The following is an 18,700-nucleotide window of genomic DNA, read 5'->3' on the forward strand; positions in this document are numbered from 1 at the left end:
TCGTGGACCGCTTCCAGGGACTCCTCGGCATCGTCCTCATCCTCGGCCTGGCCGTCGCGCTCTCCAAGCACCGCAAGCACATCAAGTGGCGCACCCTGGCCGTCGGCCTCGCCCTGCAGGTCGCCTTCGCCCTCGTCGTCCTCAAGTGGGAGCCCGGGTTCAAGGCCCTGCAGGCGGTCGCGACCGCGTTCACCGACGCGATCAAGTTCACCGACCGCGGCACGGCGTTCGTCTTCGGTGACCTGCTGCCGCAGAACAACGGCTTCGTCTTCGCGCTCAACGTGCTGCCGGTCATCATCTTCCTCGGCGCGATCATCGGGGCCCTGTACTACCTGCGCGTCATCCAGTACGTCGTCGACATCGTCGGCACCGGCCTGCAGAAGCTCCTCGGCACGAGCAAGGTCGAGGGCGTCTGGGCCTCCACCGTCATCTTCCTCGGCCAGTCCGAGGCGCCGCTGATGATCGCCCCCTACATCCGCACGCTGACCACCGCGGAGCTGTTCACCTGCATGACCGGCGGATTCGCCGCGGTCGCCGGGTCGACGCTCATCGGGTACTCCCTCCTGGGCGCCCCGCTGCCCTACCTGCTGGCCGCCGCCGTCATGAACGCGCCGGGGTCGATCCTCATGGCCAAGGCGTTCTACCCCGAGACCGAGACCCCGACCAACGACGCGAGCGTGCGCGACGTGCGCGACGAGGAGTCCCGCAACCTCATCGACGCGCTCGGCCGCGGCGCCATGAACGGCGGCAAGATCGCCGTCATCGTCGCCTGCCTGCTCATCGCGTTCGTCGCGCTCATCGCCCTGATCTCCTCCTTCCTCGGCTGGTTCGGTGGCCTGTTCGGTCAGGAGGGCTGGTCGCTCGAGGCGCTGTTCGGCCGGATCTTCGCGCCCGTGGCATGGCTCATCGGCACGCCCTGGAACGAGGCGATGACGGTCGGCAACTTCATCGGCCAGAAGACCGTCCTCAACGAGTTCGTCGGGTTCACCGCGTTCAGTCAGGAGGTCGGCAACCTCTCCCCCAAGGCCGTCCTCATCTCGACCTTCGCCCTGGCGGGCTTCGCCAACCTCAGCTCGATCGCGATCCAGATCGGCGCGTTCGGCGGGTTGTGCCCCGAGCGGCGCGGCGACGTGGCCAAACTCGGCATGCTCGCCCTGCTGGCCGGCACGCTCACCAACCTGCTCAACGCCGCCATCGTCGGCGTCGTCGCGACCTGATCGGCGTATCAGCGCAGCTCACTTACCATCGGAACTCCCCGGCCGAGTGCTCGGCCGGGGAGTTCTCCACGACCGACGCGCCCAGGAGGGCCGCATGCACCAACGCGACGAGCAGGCCCTCGACGCGGTCAAGCTCTACTACCGCGACGGCCTGTCCCAGGGTGAGGTGGCCGAACGCATCGGCGTGTCCCGCCCCACCGTGAGCAAGCTCGTCCAGCACGCCAAGGACCGCGGGTTCGTGACGATCGAGATCCACGACCCGCGCGAGACCGGCTCGCGTCTGGCCGACGAGCTGCGCGAACGGTTCGGGCTGGTCGACGTGCGTCTGGCGCACACTCCCCGACCAGCTCGGGCCTGGTGCGCGAACTCGGCCGTCTCGGGGCGATGGTGCTCGAGGAGGAGGTCACCGACGGCGAGCTCGTCGGCGTCACCTGGGGCGAGACCATGTACGCGGTCGCGCGGGCCCTCACCCCGCAGCCGCGCCACGGGGTCGAGATCGTGCAGCTCAAGGGCGGGCTCTCGCTCACCTCCAGGTCGACCAACGACTTCGAGACGATCACGTTGTTCTGCAAGGCCTTCGACGCCTACGCGCGGACCCTGCCGTTGCCGGTGATCTTCGACGACGCCGACGTCAAGCGCATCGTCGAGGGCGAACGCCACATCCGCCACATCCTCGACCTCGGCCGGGAGGCGCAGACCGCGATCTTCACCGTCGGGGCGATCACGCCCGACGCGATGCTTTTCAACCTCGGCCACCTCTCCGAGAGCGAACGGGACACGCTGCTCGAGCGGGCGGCCGGTGACGTCTGCTCGCGGTTCTACGACGACGAGGGGCGGATCTGCCTGCCCGACCTCGACGCCCGCACCGTCGGCATCGCCCTGTCCGACCTGCGCCTCAAGCGCACCCGCATCCTCGTGGCCGGCGGCCACGCCAAGGCCCGCGCCCTCGGCGTCGCCCTGCGGGCCGGGTACGCCACCCACCTGGTCACCGACGTGGAGACCGCCCGCGAGGTGCTGGCGCAGGAGGCCTGAGGCTCCTCGCCCGGCACCCTCCGACGACCTCGGACGCGGCGATCGCGGGTCGACTCCCGACCGTGACGCACTTCACAGACCACAAGGATGCCCGGCGGTGCATATCCATAACCGGGATGCTGCGTCGTGACCACGGCGGATGAATCGTTACGCGCCGCCGGATCATCAACCCTGCAAACCGCCTGACCTGCGCGCACGCGCGGTCTACGGTCGAATCACGAACCAGGATCCTGGGGATCGCCCCCACGGATCACCGGGCCTCGGCGAAGGCGACGAGGAGAGTGCGTCCTCGCGCAGCCGGGGTCGTCGACGGAAAGGGTGCTCTACATGGCCAGGACCTATGTCGGCTCCGAGGTGGGCCAACTGCGACGCGTCATCCTGCATCGTCCGGGGAGGGAGCTCGCGCGACTCACCCCGTCCAACATGGAAGAACTCCTGTTCGACGAACTCCCCTGGGTTCCCCAGGCGCAGGAGGAGCACGACGAGTTCGCCTCCATCCTGCGCAGCCTGGACGTCGAGGTGCTCTACCTCGACACGCTGCTGACCGAGACCCTCGAGGTCCCCGAGGCCCGCAAGTACCTGTTGTCCAAGCTGCTGGACTCCGAGGTGTTCGGTCCGGCGGCCATCGACCCGCTCATGAGCATCCTCGACGCGATGTCGGCGGCCGAACTGGCCGAGACCCTCATCGGCGGGTTGTCCAAGAAGGAGGCCTTCGAGCGGGCCGACCGCGACCCGCGGTCGCTGGTGCTGCAGACGCACGCCGCCAGCGACTTCCTCCTCGCGCCGCTGCCCAACCACCTCTTCACGCGCGACACCTCCTGCTGGGTGTACGGCGGCGTGTCGGTCAACTCGATGCGCATGGTGGCCCGCATGCGGGAGTCGATGAACTACGAGACCATCTACCGCTTCCACCCCGAGTTGTCCGCCACCGACGGCGGATTCGAGTACTGGGGCGGTGGCCTGGGCACCGGGCTGGCGACGATGGAGGGTGGCGACGTCCACGTCCTCGGCCGCGGCTCGGTCCTCGTGGGCATGAGCGAGCGCACCACCCCGCAGGCCGTCGAGCGTCTGGCCCAGCAGTTGTTCCGCAAGGGCGCCGCCAAGAAGATCGTCGGCATCCAGATGCCCAAGTACCGCGCGGTCATGCACCTCGACACGGTCATGTCGATGGTCGACGAGTACTCCTTCACCAAGTTCGCGGGCCTCGGAATGCTGCCCACGTACACCCTGGAGCCGGACGACAGTGAGTCGGGATTCCGGTTCACGGCGCACGCGCCCGAGGACATGCACACGGCAATCGCGAACGCCCTGGACCGCGACGAGATCCGTACTCTCACCGCCGATCAGGATCTGGGCGACGCCGAGCGCGAGCAGTGGGACGACGGCTGCAACGTCCTCACCGTGCGCCCCGGCGTGGTCATCGCCTACGAACGCAACACCGTCAGCAACCAGCACCTGCGTGACAACGGCATCGAGGTGCACACCATCAAGGGCGCCGAGCTCGGTCGTGGGCGTGGTGGCCCCCGATGCATGAGCTGCCCCATCGAACGAGAGGACATCTGAGTCATGGCGTTCAACCTGCGCAACCGCAACTTCCTCAAGGAGTTGGACTTCACCCCCGCGGAGTGGCGGTTCCTGCTCCAGTTGTCGGCGGATCTCAAGCGCGCCAAGTACGCCCGCACCGAGACCAAGCACCTCGTCGGCAAGAACATCGCGCTGATCTTCGAGAAGACCTCGACCCGTACGCGCTGCGCGTTCGAGGTGGCGGCCTACGACCAGGGCGCGGGTGTCACCTACCTCGACCCCAGCGGCAGCCAGATCGGCCACAAGGAGTCGATGAAGGACACCGCTCGGGTGCTGGGCCGGATGTACGACGGCATCGAGTACCGCGGTTCCAAGCAGGAGTACGTGGAGACCCTGGGCGAGTTCGCGGGCGTGCCGGTGTGGAACGGCCTGACCGACGAGTGGCACCCCACGCAGATGCTGGCCGATCACCTGACGATGACCGAGCACACCGACAAGCCGTTGTCGCAGATCGCGTACGCCTACCTGGGCGATGCCCGCAACAACGTGGGCAACTCGCTGCTCATCTCGGGTGCGTTGGCGGGGATGGACGTGCGCATGGTGGCGCCGCGCAGTCTGCAGAACTCGGAGGAGATCGTGGCGGAGGCCCGTCGGATCGCGGAGTCGACGGGTGCGCGGATCACGGTGACCGACGATGTCGCCGAGGGTGTGAAGGGTGCGGACTTCCTCTACACGGACGTGTGGGTGTCGATGGGTGAGCCCAAGGAGGTCTGGGACGAGCGCATCGCTCTGTTGAAGGACTACCAGGTGAATGCGGCGGCCATGGCGGCGACGGGTAACCCTGCCACGAAGTTCATGCACTGCTTGCCGGCGTTCCACGACCGGAACACGAAGGTCGGGGAGGACATCTTCACGGCGACGGGTATGGAGGCGTTGGAGGTGACCGACGAGGTGTTCGAGTCGGAGGCGTCGATCGTGTTCGATCAGGCGGAGAACAGGATGCACACGATCAAGGCCGTCATGGTCGCGACCTTGGGTGACTGACGAAGGCGAGCGGTTGGGTAGGAACCCCGGATGTAGTCAGGGTTCCCACCCATCTCGCCGAGACCGCCGTTTATAGGCGGCGGTTTCGGCGTTCATAGGTTCGAGAGTTTGCCCTGTCGATTCGTGGAGGAGAATGTCGTGAGGATCGTGGTGGCCCTGGGTGGGAACGCCTTGTTGGAGCGTGGGCAGAAGCCGGATGCGGAGACGCAGCGGGCGAATGCGGAGCGGGCGATGGCGTCGTTGGCGCCGTTGGCGGAGGAGCATGAGCTGGTCATCACCCATGGCAATGGGCCGCAGGTGGGGGTGTTGGCGTTGGAGTCGGCGAAGGATCCGTCGTTGACGCATGCGTATCCGTTGGACACGATCGGTGCGGAGACGCAGGGGATGATCGGGTATTGGTTGTTGCAGTCGTTGCAGAACAATCTGCCGGGTCGTCAGGTCGCGGCGTTGGTGAATCAGACGTTGGTGATGGCGCACGACCCGGCGTTCGACAATCCGACGAAGTTCGTGGGTGAGGTGTACGACGAGGCGACCGCCAAGGCGAAGGCGTCCGAGATGGGGTGGGCGATCAAGCAGGACGGTGAGAAGTGGCGCCGGGTGGTGGCCTCGCCGGAGCCTCAGCGTGTGGTGGAGACCCGCATCATCCGTCTGTTGTTGAGTTCGGGGGCGGTCGTCGTCTGTTCGGGTGGTGGCGGTATCCCGGTGGTGCGTGACGAGCGGGGCAAGCTCAAGGGTGTCGAGGCGGTCATCGACAAGGACCTGTCGGCGGGGCGACTCGCGGAGGCGTTGGAGGCGGACGCGTTGCTCATCCTCACCGACGTGCCCAACGTGATGAAGGACTTCGGCACCGATCACGCGGAGCCGATCACGACGGCGACTCCGGGGTACCTGCGCAGCCTGGGCGCGCCGGCGGGGTCGATGGGGCCGAAGATCGAGGCCGCGTGCCGGTTCGTCGAGCTCACCGGTGATCTTGCGGCGATCGGCAAGTTGGACGACGCGGTGGGGATGCTCGACGGCACGGCGGGCACGATCATCACTCCCGGCGGCAACTACGGCGGACCGGGCGACCTCAACCCCCGCCACGAGCTGACGCTCGAGGTCTGAGCACGCACCCATCTCTCCGAAGCCGGAGGGTGGCGTCGAGAGACCGGAGGGCATCCGGTCTCGACGCCACCCTCCGTTTTTCAGGTGGTCAGTCGTGGTGGCCCAGGGCCAGGAGCCGCTCGACGAGGCAGGTGGCGCTCTCGTCGTCCGGCATGATCAGCAGCACGGTGTCGTCGCCGGCGATCGTGCCGAGGATGTTCAGGCCGGGCGTGGTGTCGAGAGAGGACGCCAGGTACTGCGCGGCGCCCGGCGGGGTGCGCAGGATGACCTGGTTGCCGACCATCACCGCCGAGACCAGCAGGTCGGCGCACACCTTGCGGATGCGGCCCTCGAGGAACTCCGGATCCGGGGCCGGACGTGGCGTCGGGTCGCCGCCGAGACCCGGCAGCGCGTAGACGAGCGTGCGCCCCTGCCGCACCTTGACCGCACCGAGCTCCATGAGGTCGCGGGACAGCGTCGCCTGGGTCACCTCGACGCCCTCGCTCGAGAGGTGGTCGAGCAACTCCCCTGCGACCTGATGGCGTACCGGCCGAGGATCTCGGTGATGAGGGCGTGTCTGGCGCCGCGGCTCCGGGGGATCACGCGATCAACTCCTGTGCACTCATCCCGTTCATCCCGTCCATCGTCCTCCTGACCTGCAGATCCCCAGACTACCCGGGCCGGTGAGCCCCGCGGAGGCCCGCGCGCCCGATCGTCCCTGCGTCTCCCCCGTCTCTTAGGCTGGGCGGCGAGGCGCCCGGCACCCGGGCGCGCGCCCAAGGGAAGGGAACCCGGCCATGCCTACCCCGATCGACCCGACCGAGACCACCGCCTGGGAACGTCTGAGCGAACTCGAGGCCTGGATGGACCCGGATCTGCGCCGCTGGTTCGAGGAGGACCCGCAGCGGGCGAGCAGACTGACCTTCGACGCCGCAGACCTGCACGTCGACCTCAGCAAGAACCTCATCACCCACGACATCGTCGCGGGTCTGCTGCGCCTGGCCGAGGAGATCGGACTCACCGCACGCCGGGACGCCATGTTCGCCGGTGAGCGCATCAACGTCACCGAGAACCGGGCCGTCCTGCACACGGCGCTGCGCCGCCCCGCGGGCGCGACCCCGCCGCTCACGGTCGACGGGCAGGACGTCGACGCCGACGTTCACGCGACGCTCGACAAGGTGTACGCGTTCGCCGAGCAGGTGCGCTCCGGTGCCTGGACCGGCGTCACCGGCAAGCGCATCGAGACCGTGGTCAACATCGGCATCGGCGGCTCCGACCTCGGCCCGGTGATGATCTACGAGGCCCTGCGCCCCTACGTCCAGGACGGCCTCTCCTGCCGGTTCGTCAGCAACATCGACCCCACCGACATCGCCGAGAAGACCTCCGGTCTCGACCCCGAGACGACGCTGTTCATCGTCGCCAGCAAGACCTTCACGACGCTGGAGACCCTCACCAACGCCCGGCTCGCCAAGGCGTGGTTGCTCGACTCGTTGGCCGCCGCAGGCGCGGTCGACGGATCCGACGAGGCGAACGCCGGCGCCGTCGCCAAGCACTTCGTCGCCGTGTCCACGGCCCTGGACAAGGTCGCCGAGTTCGGCATCGACCCCGACAACGCGTTCGGCTTCTGGGACTGGGTCGGCGGCCGGTACTCCGTGGACTCGGCCATCGGCACCGTGGTGGCCATCGCGATCGGGCCGGCGCACTTCGCCGAGCTCCTGGCGGGCTTCCACGCCATCGACGAGCACTTCCGCACCGCCGAGCTCGACCGCAACGTCCCCGTCCTCATGGGGCTGCTCAACATCTGGAACGTCAACTTCCTCGACGCCGAGACGCACGCCGTGCTGCCGTATTCGCAGTACCTGCACCGGTTCCCGGCCTACCTGCAGCAGCTGACGATGGAGAGCAACGGCAAGTCGGTGCGGTGGGACGGCGCGCCCGTGACCTGCCACACCGGTGAGGTGTTCTGGGGTGAGCCCGGCACCAACGGCCAGCACGCCTTCTACCAGCTCATCCACCAGGGCACCCGCATCGTGCCGGCCGACTTCATCGCCTTCGCCGAGCCGGCCCACCCCCTGGTCGACACCGAGGCCGGCGGCGCCGACGTGCACGAGCTGTTCCTCGCCAACTTCTTCGCGCAGACGGCGGCGCTGGCGTTCGGCAAGACCGCCGACGAGGTCCGCGAGGAGGGCACGGACGAGGCCGTCGTGCCGGCCCGCGTGTTCGAGGGCAACAAGCCGACGACCTCGATCATGGCGTCCGCCCTCACGCCGAGCGTGCTCGGCCAGCTCATCGCCCTGTACGAGCACATCACGTTCGTGCAGGGGATCGTCTGGGGCATCGACTCCTTCGACCAGTGGGGGGTCGAGCTCGGCAAGCAACTCGCCAAGCAGATCACCCCGGCCGTCGGCGGCGACGACGACGCGCTCGCGGCGCAGGACTCCTCCACCCAGGAGCTCATCCGGTACTACCGCCGCCACCGCTCATGAGCAGTGGCGACGTGGTGGCAGACCCCGCACGGAGCACCTCCGCGTCGCCCTGACCGCCGCCCGCGACGCGTTGCGCTGGAAGCTCGAGGGCCTCTCGGAGTACGACGCGCGGCGGCCGCTGACGTCGACGGGCAGCAACGCCCTCGGGGTGATCAAGCACGTCGCGAGCGTCGAGCTCGGCTATCTCGGCGACGTGTTCGGCCGGCCGAGCGGCGTTCCGCTGCCGTGGCTCGCGCCCGACGCCGAGCCCAACGCCGACATGTGGGTGCCGCCGCAGGAGTCGCGGGAGTCGGTGCTGCGCCTGCTCGACGCGGCCGAAGCGACGACGGACGGCACCCTCGCCGCTCTCGACCTCGACGCGCCGGGCGAGGTCCCCTGGTGGAGACCGGAACGTCGGCGGGTCACCCTGCACCAGATCGCGGTCCACATGATCGCCGAGTCCCACCGCCACGCCGGCCACGTCGACGTGCTCCGCGAGCTCGTCGACGGGCAGGCCGGGTACCGCCCCGACAACGACAACCTCGCGCCCGGCGATGCGGCATGGTGGGCCGACTACGTCGCCCGGGTCCAGGCGGGCGCCGATCAGTGCCGCTGACGCACGTCGGCGCCGATCCCCCGTGATCGGCGTGCGGAATGGTCCTGAAGGGTGTGAACAACCGCTGGTGCCGAGGGCGTCGCCCCCTCGATCGTGGCGCCGGCACCGATCGCGACGGTGGACGTACGGACGGGAGCATCGGTCATGCCCTCACCCTCGCACCGGCGCCCGGCGGGCGCGAGCTCTCCGACGGGTGCACACTGCTCCCCATGAGCGCGAAGAAGAGTCTGTTGTGGAGCGCGAGCGCCGGCCTGGCCGGAATCACGGGACTGGCTGCGCACGACGTCCTGCAGAAGAAGCACTCACTGCTGCGTGCCTTTCCCGTCGTCGGCCACGGCCGGTATTTCGTCGAGACGATCGGCCCCGAGCTGCGGCAGTACATCGTGGCGAGCAACGACGAGGAGCGTCCGTTCAGCCGTGACCAGCGCTCCTACATCTACAGCGCGGCCAAGGGCGTCAACACCTATTTCGGCTTCGGCACCGACAACGACATCGAACACCTCGAGGGCTACCCGGTCATCAAGCACCGCACCTTCACCGGCGACGCGCCCGACACCGCCGCCGCGCACGGCTCGCACGACGATGCGACCCTGCCGTGCGCGAAGGTCCTCGGCGCGGCTCGGGGGCGTCGCAAGGCGTTTCGTCCGCACTCGATCGTCAACGTCTCGGCGATGAGCTACGGCAGCCTGTCTGCGCAGGCCATCCGGGCCCTCAATGGTGGCGCGGCCGCCGCGGGATGTCTGCACAACACCGGCGAGGGCGGCCTGTCCGACCACCACCGGCAGGGCGGCGACCTCATCCTGCAGATCGGGACGGCCTACTTCGGGTGCCGCGACTCCGACGGTCGTTTCGACCTCGACAAGCTCGTCGCCCTCACCGAGTCGGCGCCGGTGCGCGCCATCGAGGTCAAGCTCAGCCAGGGCGCCAAACCCGGCCTCGGCGGTGTGCTCCCGGCAGCGAAGGTCACCCCCGAGATCGCCCGCATCCGCGGCATCCCCGAGGGCGAGGACTGCATCAGTCCCTCCCGGCACACCGCGTTCCACGACGTCGACAGCATGCTCGACTGGGTCGAGCTCGTCGCCGACGCCACCGGCCTGCCCGTGGGAATCAAGTCGGCGGTCGGCGACATGACCTTCTGGGAGCACCTGGCCGAGCAGATGACCGGCGGGGACCGAGGGGTGGACTTCGTCACCGTCGACGGCGGTGAGGGTGGAACGGGCGCCGCGCCGTTGGTGTTCAGCGACAGCGTGTCCATGCCGTTCCGTGCCGGGTTCACCCGCGTCTACTCGGTGTTCGCCCGCGCCGGGCTCACCGACCGGATCGTCTTCGTCGGCTCGGGCAAGCTGGGACTGCCCGACAACGCGATGGTGGCCTTCGCCCTGGGCGCGGACATGCTCAACGTGGCCAGGGAGGCGATGCTCGCCATCGGCTGCCTGCAGACGCAGAAGTGCCACACCGGCCACTGCCCGACCGGGGTGGCGACCCAGAACCGGTGGCTGGCCCGCAGTCTCGACCCGGAACTCAAAGCGGGCCGCACCGCCTCCTACATCTCCACCCTGCGACGAGACCTGCTCAAGGTGGCCGAGGCCACCGGTGTCCTCCATCCGGCGTTGATCGACTGCGACGACATCGAGATCTTCTTCGGGCAGTCCAGTTCGCGCAGCCTGCGCGACGTGGCCGGCTACGAGGCGGGCTGGGGTCAGCCGTCGCGGGCCGACCGCGACGAACTCGCGCGGATCATGGCCGAACTCGGCGACGAGAGCCCGGCTCCGGCGCAGATCCCGACCGGTGAGGACGCCCAGCAGGAGGCCTGACTCCGCATCGAGGGGAATAATCCCGCGTTATGGGCTGCCGTTTGCGCTGTTATGCAGTCGCCTCCTACAGTGAACCCCGGCCCGCGACTCCCGTATGCCCGGATCGCTCATGGCGCCGTCCTCCCCGCCGTCCCCCTGGAGTTCCCATGATCCTCACCGGCCTCGCGCTCGGTGCCGTCCTCGGCTTCGTCCTCCAACGCGGTCGCTTCTGCGTCACCGGCGCGTTCCGTGACGTCTTCGTCACGAAGAACACCAAGTGGCTCACCGCGTTCCTCATCGTCATCGCCGTGCACAGCGTCGGGTTCTTCGCCCTGAGCTCCCTCGGCCTGATCTCGGCGCGCACCTCCGAACTCCCGCTGCTCGGCGTGATCCTCGGCGGGTTCATCTTCGGCTTCGCCATCGTCATGGCCGGCGGCTGCGCCACCGGCACGTACTACCGCGCCGGTGAGGGCCTGGTGGGCAGCTGGCTCGCGCTCATCACCTACGCCGGGTTCGCCGCCATCATGAAGACCGGCGTCCTCAAGCCGTTCAACGAGGGCGTGCGCGACCAGACCGTGCCCTTGACCGACATCCAGTCCACCTTCGGCATCAGCCCGTGGATCCTCGTGGCGCTGCTCGTCCTCGCGGTCGGCGCCGCGGCCCGCTACCACCTCAACAAGCCCAAGCGGGTCGTCGCCGGCCTGCCCCCGCGCCGCAGCGGCCTGTCCCACGTGCTGCTGGAGAAGACGTGGCACCCGTTCGCCACGGCCATCGTCGTCGGACTCATCGCCATCGTCGCGTGGCCGCTGTCGGCCGCCGCGGGGCGCAACGCGGGCCTGGGCATCACGACCCCCTCCTCCAACCTCGTCAACCTGCTCGTCAGCGGCGACACGACCGAGTACCTCGACTGGGGCGTCATGCTCGTCGTCGGCATCCTCGTGGGGTCCTACATCGCCGCCAAGGCCAGCGGGGAGTTCCGCGTCCGCGTCCCCTCCGCGCAGATCGCCGTCCGCTCCATCACCGGTGGCGCCCTCATGGGCGTCGGCGCGGCCCTGGCCGGAGGCTGCACCATCGGCAACGCCATGGTCGAGACCGCCCAGTTCAGCTACCAGGGTTGGTTGAGCTTCGCCTTCATGCTGCTCGGCACCGGCGCCGCCGCCAAGGTCTTCATCATCGGCCACAAGCGCGCCGAGGAGTCCGCCCCGGCACCCCGCGCGCCGAGGCCGCCGCCACCTCGATGACCGCGGGCGTCTGAGCCCGCACCCGAACCCCCGACATCTGCAACGAAAGGATCCGTCATGGCCACCCACATCCTGGAGACCGAGGGTCAGGTCTGCCCGTTCCCGCTGGTCGAGGCCAAGCAGGCGATGGCCGACATGGACCTCGGCGACGAGCTCGTCATCGGCTTCGACTGCACCCAGGCCACCGAGGCGATCCCCAACTGGGCCGCCGACAACGGCTACCCGGTCACGCACTTCGACCGCACCGGTAACGCCAGCTGGACCATCACCGTCCAGAAGGCCTGAACCACACACTCGCCCGGCGTCCGCTCATCGTTCGATGAGCGGACGCCGGCGTGTTCGACAGACGCGGCGCGTCACTCCACCGCGCCGCGGCGCCACGTGACCGCGGCGATCTCGACCCGGTTACGGACCTCGAGCCGCTGCTGGATCCGCGCGAGGTGGGTCTTGACCGTCGACAACGCCACATAGAGCTCGCCGGCGATCTCCGCGTTCGTGCGTCCCTGGGCGACGAGTCGCGCGACGTCGAGTTCGCGATCGCTGAGCCGGGCCAGGAGGTCGGGTCCGACGACGGGGGCCGACGCCGCGGCACGGCGCCGCAGCAGAGGCAGGGTGAGTTCGGGACTGATGAGAGCGTCGCCGCGAGCCGCCGCGCGCACCGCCGAGACGAGCAGTTGCGGCCCGGAGTCCTTGACGATGAACCCGACGGCCCCCGCGGCCAGCGCCGTGTCGACGTAGGTGTCGTCGCCGAACGTCGTCACGACGACCACCGCGGTCGAGCCGGCCACCCGAGCCGTCACCTCGAGCCCGTCGAGCAGCGGCATACGGATGTCGAGCAGTGCGACGTCGGGCCGCAGACGGCCGATCCCCTCGATGGCGGCGGCGCCGTCGGCCGCTTCGCCCACGACCTCGATGTCCTTCTCGGCGGCGAGGATCAGGCCGAACCCGACGCGCACCATCTCCTGGTCGTCGGCGATGAACACCCGGATGCTCATGCGTCGTCCTCGTTCCGATCGACGACGTGGACCGGTTCGGCCGGTCCCTGCGAGCCGGCCGACACGGGCGGCACCGCAGGCACGGCCGGCACGCCGACGGCCGGCAAGATCAGCCGCACCTGCCAGCCGCCCTGGGAGACCGGGTGGGCGGTCAGCTCGCCGCCCAGGGCCTTGGCCTTGCGGCCGAGTCCACGCAGACCCGACCCGCCGCCCGTGCCCAGGCCGCCGCCGTCACCGTCATCGGTGATCCAGAGGGTGGCGTTGCGGTCATCGGCGGCCAGGTGCACGCGCACGTGCCGGGCCGAGGCGGCGTGACGTCGCACATTGGTGAGGGACTCCGCGGTGACGCGGTGCATGAGCTCCCACGCCTGCGGTGACAGCGCGCAGTCGACCTGCGCCGGAGGGGTGACGGCCGCCGGGGTGGTCTCGGCGAAGTCGCGGACGATCACGCCGAGCCGCTCGGACACGTCGGTCACCGAGGCGACCGCGGACGCGCGTGAGCCACCTCGCCCGTGGCCGGGACGGTCGGGGGTGGGCGGTCCGGATCGTCCGACGATCCCCCGGATGTGCTCCATGGCGCGCAGGCCGGCCTCCTCGATGAGTTCCAGCGGCCGCTCCACGGGGCCGCCGCGTGCCAGAGCCGAACTCCCTTGTGCGAGGACGACGATCCCCGTGACCTCGTGGGCGATCCGGTCGTGCAGCTCATCGGCGAACCGCGCACGTTCCTCAGCGATCGCCACCTTGCGCTCCGCCTGGATCCGAAGCTCTCTTGTCAAGCGGCGACGGTTGAGGGGGCGGTTGGGGCTCGCTTGGCGTCGTTCCACATGTGTCTGATGATGACGTTGGCGAGTTGACGCTTGTGGGCGCGGCGGGCACCGCGGGCTGTCTTGCCAGTTGCGCTGCTCTTGGCGAGGTAGGTCTTGGCTGGCTCGTGCATGCGTGCCTGGGTGACGTGGACGATGTGCAGGACGCTGTTGACTTGACGGTTGCCGGCCAGGTCGAGGCGATGTCGTCGGGGCTGGCCGTGGCCCTCTCCGGAGGACACGGCCACGGGTGCGGCGCCGCACCACCGGGCGAACTGGGCTTCGGTCTCGAACCGGGTCGGGTCGCCGATTTCGGTGAGCAGCGTCATGGCGGTGACCACGCCGACACCGACGATCTCGGTGAGGGTGCAGCCCAGTTCGCTCAGGAGTGCGGGGACTTCAGCGTCGAGCTTTTTGAGGCCGATGGTGATGGCGTCGACCGCTGACAGGGTTGATTGCAGCCACCGGATCCGGGCCGAGTCGGCACGGGACAGGGCGCCGGTGTCGAGGGTGCGGATCGTCTTCAGTGCGGCCATGACGCGGCTGGTCGCGGGCAGTTGGTCGCGGATCTCGACGGGCAGGGCGCACAGGACGGGCTCGGCCTCGGTCAGCAGCCGAACCCGCTGCAGGACAAGAGATTCCCGTTGCGATCTCAGGACGCGCAGCGTGTCCCATGCCGGTGACGGGGTCTCGACGTGCTTGCGGGCGGGCGGCAGCGCGGGATCGGCGAGGGTCTCGGCTGCGATCGCGTGGGCGTCGGTGATGTCGGTCTTGGCCCGGTGCCGACGGCGGCGTCGGTCGTTGGTGCGGGAGGCTTGAACCTCTCGAACGTCATACCCGCTGGCTCGCAGAGCGGCCACCACGGGCGCCCCGAGGCTGGCGGAGCCTTCGACCCCGACCCGGTCTATGACCGCGCCGGTGCCCGTGAGGATCTCCAGCAGGCGCGCCAGGCCTTCGAAGCTGATCTCGAAGGACTCGCAGGTGATGAGCTCGCCCGTGGCGGACAGGACGGCGACGGTGCCCGAGTGTTTGTGCGGGTCGATCCCCGCGACGGCTGACGTGGTGATGAGGTGCTCCTCCTGCGACGCGTTACGGTGCGGGCAGCGGGTCCGGGTCGCCGGCAGATCTGGGTTGAGTCGTGCAGGCTCTCTTCAAGCCAGGCACCCGGGCCCGCGCCCAGACGGCCGGCCCGGCAGTTCGAATCAAGGACACCAAGGTCAATAGCGTTCAGAGCCAGGGCCGACCGATCGCCACTGCTCGCGAGGCCGAGGCGACGTGCATAGCCAAACACCCAGATGGCGTTGGGCGATGGCCACGCCCGCGACGGTTCCGCAGGCGACGAGCACCGCGGACGTGTCGAGAAGGGCGAAGGACCGCAGGACCGGGTCGGCCATCGCCGCCAGGAGCGTGGCCCCCATGATGAGCACGACGGGCACACGCTCGAGCCACGAGCCGGCGAGGAACAACAGCCGACCGGCCACCGCACCGGCGCCGATGGTGGCCGCACCGGGCCACGTGTAGGTGGGCACCTCCTCCGGCGTCGGCGGAAACTGCTGGACGAGCCACCAGGACAACGCCGCGCACGCGAGCGCCGCCGCCGCGAAGACCCACCCGAGGCGGCGGGCCGAGGGGAGCCAGGACGACACGAGATAGGCGAGGACCCACCCCACGCACAGCCAGAGCATCCACGTCTGCCCGGCTCCCGGCAGGACGCTCGTCAGGTCACCGGTGGCATAGGCGATCGCGAACAGCACGACGAGCGCCCGCACGAGGTGACCCACCCTCGACCTCCTTCGTCGTCGTCCCGGACCGCTCTGCGACCGGCGCATGATGCCCGGTCGTCCTTTCGGCCGATTCAGGAACCGACGAAACGGTCCCGTGGCCGATGCCGGACACACGTGCCCGTTCGGAGACTGACTCTATGACGGCTCCCCCACTGATCCCCGCAGGCTCCACCAAGGCCCCCGGATCTCGACGACTCCCCGCCCTCGACGTGTTGCGGGGTCTGGCGATCCTCGGAACGCTCCTGACGAACATCTGGATCTTCACCTCCCCCACCAGCCCCGTCCAGGCCGCGATCAGTGGCAAGCCGGTCGGGGAGGTGATGGGGATCGCCGGGCTACGCGCCGGGGACGCCGGAAGCTACCTCCAGACCGGCCTCAATCTGGTGACGGACGGCAAGTTCATCGGTCTGCTGACGATCATGTTCGGTATCGGCCTGGAGATCCAGCGTCAGGCCGCCATCCGGCGCGGTGAGGAATGGCCCGGCGGATACCCCTGGCGGGCCGGGCTGCTCATCCTCGACGGCCTGCTCAACTACATCTTCATCTTCGAGTACGACGTGCTCATGGGTTACGGGCTCACCGGTCTGGCGGTCTGTTTCATCCTCGGCACGAGCAAGAAGGCGCAGAAGATCTGGATGGTCGTGGGAATCACGCTCCACCTGCTCTTCGTCGGGTTCATGTCCGCGGCCATGATGCCGGTGCTGGAGAAGCTGTACCCGGGCGGCGGATCCGTGGAGGGAGACGAGGCCATGGCCGTCCTCGTGGAGCGCGCCCACACGCAGGGATGGTCGGAGGCCCAGACCCTCGCCGAGGCCGGCCGCCAGGGCATGGACCCCAACACCGTGCGTGAACAGATGTCCGCGCTGAACGAGGCCCTCGCGGCCGGCGCACCGGGTGCCGCGATGCAGACCGAGGTGTACTGGGATCAGGTGCTGGAGCGCCTGCAGGGGTTCTGGGGCGGCCGCAGTGAGATCCCGATCATGTTCTTCATGGGACTCGGGCTGTTCCTCGTGGGCGCCCACCTCTACCGAGCGGGCCTGTTCCTCCCCCACGGCGACACGCTGCGCAAGCGCGTCATGCTGCTGTCGTTCGGCATCGGCCTGCCCATCGACTGGGCCTGTCGCCTGTTCTTCGCCGAGGTCAGTGGCGGGTTCCCGCGCTACGTCACCTCGACGCTCGTCTCGTTCGGCCTGCTGTCCCTCGTCGCCCACATCTACGCCCGGCGGGAGAGCGTCGGACCGATCGGGCGCCCCTTCGAGCTCGTCGGCAAGATGGCGCTGACCTGCTACATCGGTCAGAACCTGCTGTGTTCGATCCTCTTCTACGACTGGGGATTCGGCCTGGCCAACAAGATGCCGCAGGAGAACTCCGGCTACTGGGTCCTGCTCGTGTACGTCGGGCTGTGCGCGTTCCTCGTGGCGTTCAGTGCGGTGTGGCTGCGGATGTTCTCCCGCGGCCCGGTCGAGCTGGTCTGGCACGCCTCCTACGAGGCGATCATGAAGCGTCGCGGGCCGGCCATCGCCCGTCGCGCCGAGAAGCGTGCGGAGAGGCGGCGGGCCAAGGCCGAGAAGACCGGGGAGACCGACAAGGTCATGTCCTCGGCGCTCTGAGTCCGACCCGGCGAGTCCGACCCGGCCGACGCGGGGTCACCGACCACCGCCGGCATGACGACGGGGCACCACCGACGACCGGTGGTGCCCCGTCTTCGCATGAGCGTGACGCGAGCGGCGAGGTCAGTGCATCTCGGCGATGCGCGAGAGGAGTCCGTTGACGAAGCTCGGGGAGTCGTCGGTCGAGAGCACCGTCGCGAGGACGACCGCCTCGGAGACCGCGACGCCGGCGGGCACGTCGGCGTTGTAACGGATCTCCCACGTGCCGACCCGCAGGACGGCCCGGTCGACCGCCGGCATGCGTTCCAGACGCCACCCCCGGCTGTAGGTCGCGATCGTCTCGTCGATCTCGGCCCAGTGGTCGACCACCCCACGCACCGCGTCGACGGTGTACCCACGCAGGGGCACCTGCGTCGTCGGGTGCGCCACGCGATCGTCCAACAGCGTGCCGGCGTTCATGCCGCGCTGTTCGGCCTCGAACAACAACTCGACAGCGGCCTTGCGGGCCTTGCTCCGGGCCGACGTCAGACGACCACGGTCACCCTTGGGCGCCGGACGATCCACCTGAACCGCGCCCTCGGGCAGCGAGGACGGCACGGGCAGCGGCGCCGAACTCCAGCCGTCGTCGGAGGCGTCGGGCTCATCCGGCTCATCGACGTCGGAGACGTCCTCGACCGACTCGACCTGCCCGGGCGACCGGACGCCGATGTCGGAGTCGGTCGGGTCGCCCGCCTCTGCCGGCTCGACCTGGTGCTCGGGACGATCGGTCATCAGTTGACGCGGCCGAGGTAGCTGCCGTCGCGGGTGTCGACCTTGACCTTGGTGCCGGTCTCGAGGAACAGCGGGACCGCGATCTCGGCGCCGGTCTCGAGCGTGGCCGGCTTGGTGCCGCCGGTGGAGCGGTCGCCCTGCAGACCCGGCTCGGTGTAGGTGATCTCGAGCTCGACGGAGGCCGGGAGCTCGACGTACAGCGGCGCACCCTCGTGCGTGGCGACGACGGCGTCCTGGTTCTCGAGCATGAACTTCTCGGCGTCGCCGACCACGGTGGAGGACACGTGGATCTGGTCGTAGGTCTTGCCGTCCATGAAGACGAAGTCCTCGCCGTCCTTGTACAGGTACTGCATCGTGCGCTTGTCGACGTTGCTCGTCTCGACCTTCGTGCCCGCGTTGAACGTCTTGTCGACGATCTTGCCGGACATGACGTTCTTCATCTTGGTGCGGACGAAGGCGGGGCCCTTGCCGGGCTTGACGTGCTGGAACTCGATGACGGTCCACAGCTGGCCCTCGATCTTGAGCACCATGCCGTTCTTCAGGTCGTTCGTGGTGGCCACGGGTTGATCTCTCTTCGTCGGGGATGATCAGAGCGGCGCAGCCCCGACTCGGCAGGGCGTGGGCGCCGGTGCCGCGACGTGATCACGGCAGGAACTCGCCGATTCTACCGAGCCGAAGCACGCCCCTCCGCCACGTGTCCGGTTCGGGCGGTGCTGACACAA

At 69.0% G+C, this 18,700-nt stretch carries 18 protein-coding genes and 1 pseudogene; 12 read left to right on the plus strand and 7 right to left on the minus strand.

The genetic code is table 11. The annotated features are described in order from the left end of the window. Positions 1–2: 2 nt before the first annotated feature. From QQK49_RS09580 to arcC, 6 genes and pseudogenes are all read left to right on the plus strand, one after another. Positions 3–1,217, plus strand: a complete 1,215-nt coding sequence (locus tag QQK49_RS09580) for a NupC/NupG family nucleoside CNT transporter (RefSeq protein WP_284303712.1) — start codon at positions 3–5, stop codon at positions 1,215–1,217. Positions 1,218–1,311: 94 nt separating this feature from the next. Further along, positions 1,312–1,416, plus strand: a pseudogene (locus QQK49_RS22740) (RNA polymerase subunit sigma-70); the annotation flags it as partial. Positions 1,417–1,574: 158 nt separating this feature from the next. After that, positions 1,575–2,249 carry a sugar-binding transcriptional regulator gene (locus tag QQK49_RS09585; RefSeq protein WP_348536148.1) on the plus strand — a complete coding sequence of 225 codons (675 nt, stop codon included), beginning with the start codon at positions 1,575–1,577 and terminating at the stop codon, positions 2,247–2,249. 327 nt (positions 2,250–2,576) lie between these two features. Then, on the plus strand, positions 2,577–3,812 hold the full coding sequence (locus QQK49_RS09590) for an arginine deiminase (RefSeq protein ID WP_284303713.1): 1,236 nt from the start codon (positions 2,577–2,579) through the stop codon (positions 3,810–3,812). A 3-nt stretch (positions 3,813–3,815) separates the two neighbouring features. Next, positions 3,816–4,817: an ornithine carbamoyltransferase gene (gene argF / locus QQK49_RS09595; RefSeq protein ID WP_284303714.1), complete on the plus strand. Its 1,002-nt coding sequence runs from the start codon at positions 3,816–3,818 to the stop codon at positions 4,815–4,817. Between the two features lie 138 nt (positions 4,818–4,955). Next, the gene (arcC, locus tag QQK49_RS09600; RefSeq protein WP_284303715.1) at positions 4,956–5,921 is read left to right on the plus strand and encodes a carbamate kinase; all 966 of its coding nucleotides are present in this window, start codon (positions 4,956–4,958) and stop codon (positions 5,919–5,921) included. Between the two features lie 88 nt (positions 5,922–6,009). Here the strand turns inward: arcC and QQK49_RS09605 are convergent, their stop codons facing one another. Then, complete coding sequence (locus QQK49_RS09605; protein ID WP_284303716.1) at positions 6,010–6,423, minus strand: arginine repressor; 414 nt, start codon at positions 6,421–6,423, stop codon at positions 6,010–6,012. Between the two features lie 274 nt (positions 6,424–6,697). On the opposite strand from QQK49_RS09605, the gene pgi reads away from it, so the two are divergent. From pgi to QQK49_RS09630, 5 genes are all read left to right on the plus strand, one after another. Then, complete coding sequence (gene pgi, locus QQK49_RS09610; RefSeq protein ID WP_284303717.1) at positions 6,698–8,386, plus strand: glucose-6-phosphate isomerase; 1,689 nt, start codon at positions 6,698–6,700, stop codon at positions 8,384–8,386. Between the two features lie 49 nt (positions 8,387–8,435). Continuing rightward, a complete protein-coding gene (locus tag QQK49_RS09615; RefSeq protein ID WP_284305870.1) occupies positions 8,436–8,981 on the plus strand; it encodes a DinB family protein in 546 nt (181 codons plus the stop codon). A gap of 209 nt (positions 8,982–9,190) precedes the next feature. After that, a complete protein-coding gene (locus QQK49_RS09620) occupies positions 9,191–10,795 on the plus strand; it encodes an FMN-binding glutamate synthase family protein (RefSeq protein WP_284303718.1) in 1,605 nt (534 codons plus the stop codon). A gap of 146 nt (positions 10,796–10,941) precedes the next feature. After that, positions 10,942–12,015, plus strand: a complete 1,074-nt coding sequence (locus QQK49_RS09625) for a YeeE/YedE family protein (RefSeq protein ID WP_284303719.1) — start codon at positions 10,942–10,944, stop codon at positions 12,013–12,015. Positions 12,016–12,072: 57 nt separating this feature from the next. Beyond that, the gene (locus QQK49_RS09630; protein ID WP_284303720.1) at positions 12,073–12,300 is read left to right on the plus strand and encodes a sulfurtransferase TusA family protein; all 228 of its coding nucleotides are present in this window, start codon (positions 12,073–12,075) and stop codon (positions 12,298–12,300) included. Between the two features lie 71 nt (positions 12,301–12,371). Here QQK49_RS09630 and QQK49_RS09635 read toward each other — a convergent pair whose 3' ends face one another. The 4 genes from QQK49_RS09635 to QQK49_RS09650 all read right to left on the minus strand — a co-directional run bounded on the left by QQK49_RS09635 (position 12,372) and on the right by QQK49_RS09650 (position 15,594). After that, positions 12,372–13,010, minus strand: coding sequence for a response regulator (locus tag QQK49_RS09635; RefSeq protein WP_284303721.1), 639 nt, complete (start codon positions 13,008–13,010; stop codon positions 12,372–12,374). After that, on the minus strand, positions 13,007–13,750 hold the full coding sequence (locus QQK49_RS09640) for a sensor histidine kinase (RefSeq protein WP_284303722.1): 744 nt from the start codon (positions 13,748–13,750) through the stop codon (positions 13,007–13,009). The genes QQK49_RS09635 and QQK49_RS09640 overlap by 4 nt, the downstream gene beginning before the upstream one ends. 32 nt (positions 13,751–13,782) lie before the next feature. Continuing rightward, complete coding sequence (locus QQK49_RS09645) at positions 13,783–14,937, minus strand: IS110 family RNA-guided transposase (protein ID WP_348536256.1); 1,155 nt, start codon at positions 14,935–14,937, stop codon at positions 13,783–13,785. 93 nt (positions 14,938–15,030) lie between these two features. Beyond that, a complete protein-coding gene (locus QQK49_RS09650; RefSeq protein WP_284303723.1) occupies positions 15,031–15,594 on the minus strand; it encodes a hypothetical protein in 564 nt (187 codons plus the stop codon). Positions 15,595–15,734: 140 nt separating this feature from the next. On the opposite strand from QQK49_RS09650, the gene QQK49_RS09655 reads away from it, so the two are divergent. Further along, entirely contained in the window at positions 15,735–17,207 is a 1,473-nt protein-coding gene (locus QQK49_RS09655) for a DUF418 domain-containing protein (RefSeq protein ID WP_284303724.1), read from the plus strand. Positions 17,208–17,330: 123 nt separating this feature from the next. Here the strand turns inward: QQK49_RS09655 and nusB are convergent, their stop codons facing one another. Beyond that, positions 17,331–17,978, minus strand: a complete 648-nt coding sequence (nusB, locus tag QQK49_RS22745; RefSeq protein ID WP_348536149.1) for a transcription antitermination factor NusB — start codon at positions 17,976–17,978, stop codon at positions 17,331–17,333. Then, the gene (efp, locus tag QQK49_RS09665) at positions 17,978–18,538 is read right to left on the minus strand and encodes an elongation factor P (RefSeq protein WP_284303725.1); all 561 of its coding nucleotides are present in this window, start codon (positions 18,536–18,538) and stop codon (positions 17,978–17,980) included. The genes nusB and efp overlap by 1 nt, the downstream gene beginning before the upstream one ends. Positions 18,539–18,700 lie beyond the last annotated feature (162 nt).

Source organism: Mobilicoccus caccae (assembly GCF_030161635.1).
Lineage (GTDB): Bacteria > Actinomycetota > Actinomycetes > Actinomycetales > Dermatophilaceae > Mobilicoccus > Mobilicoccus caccae.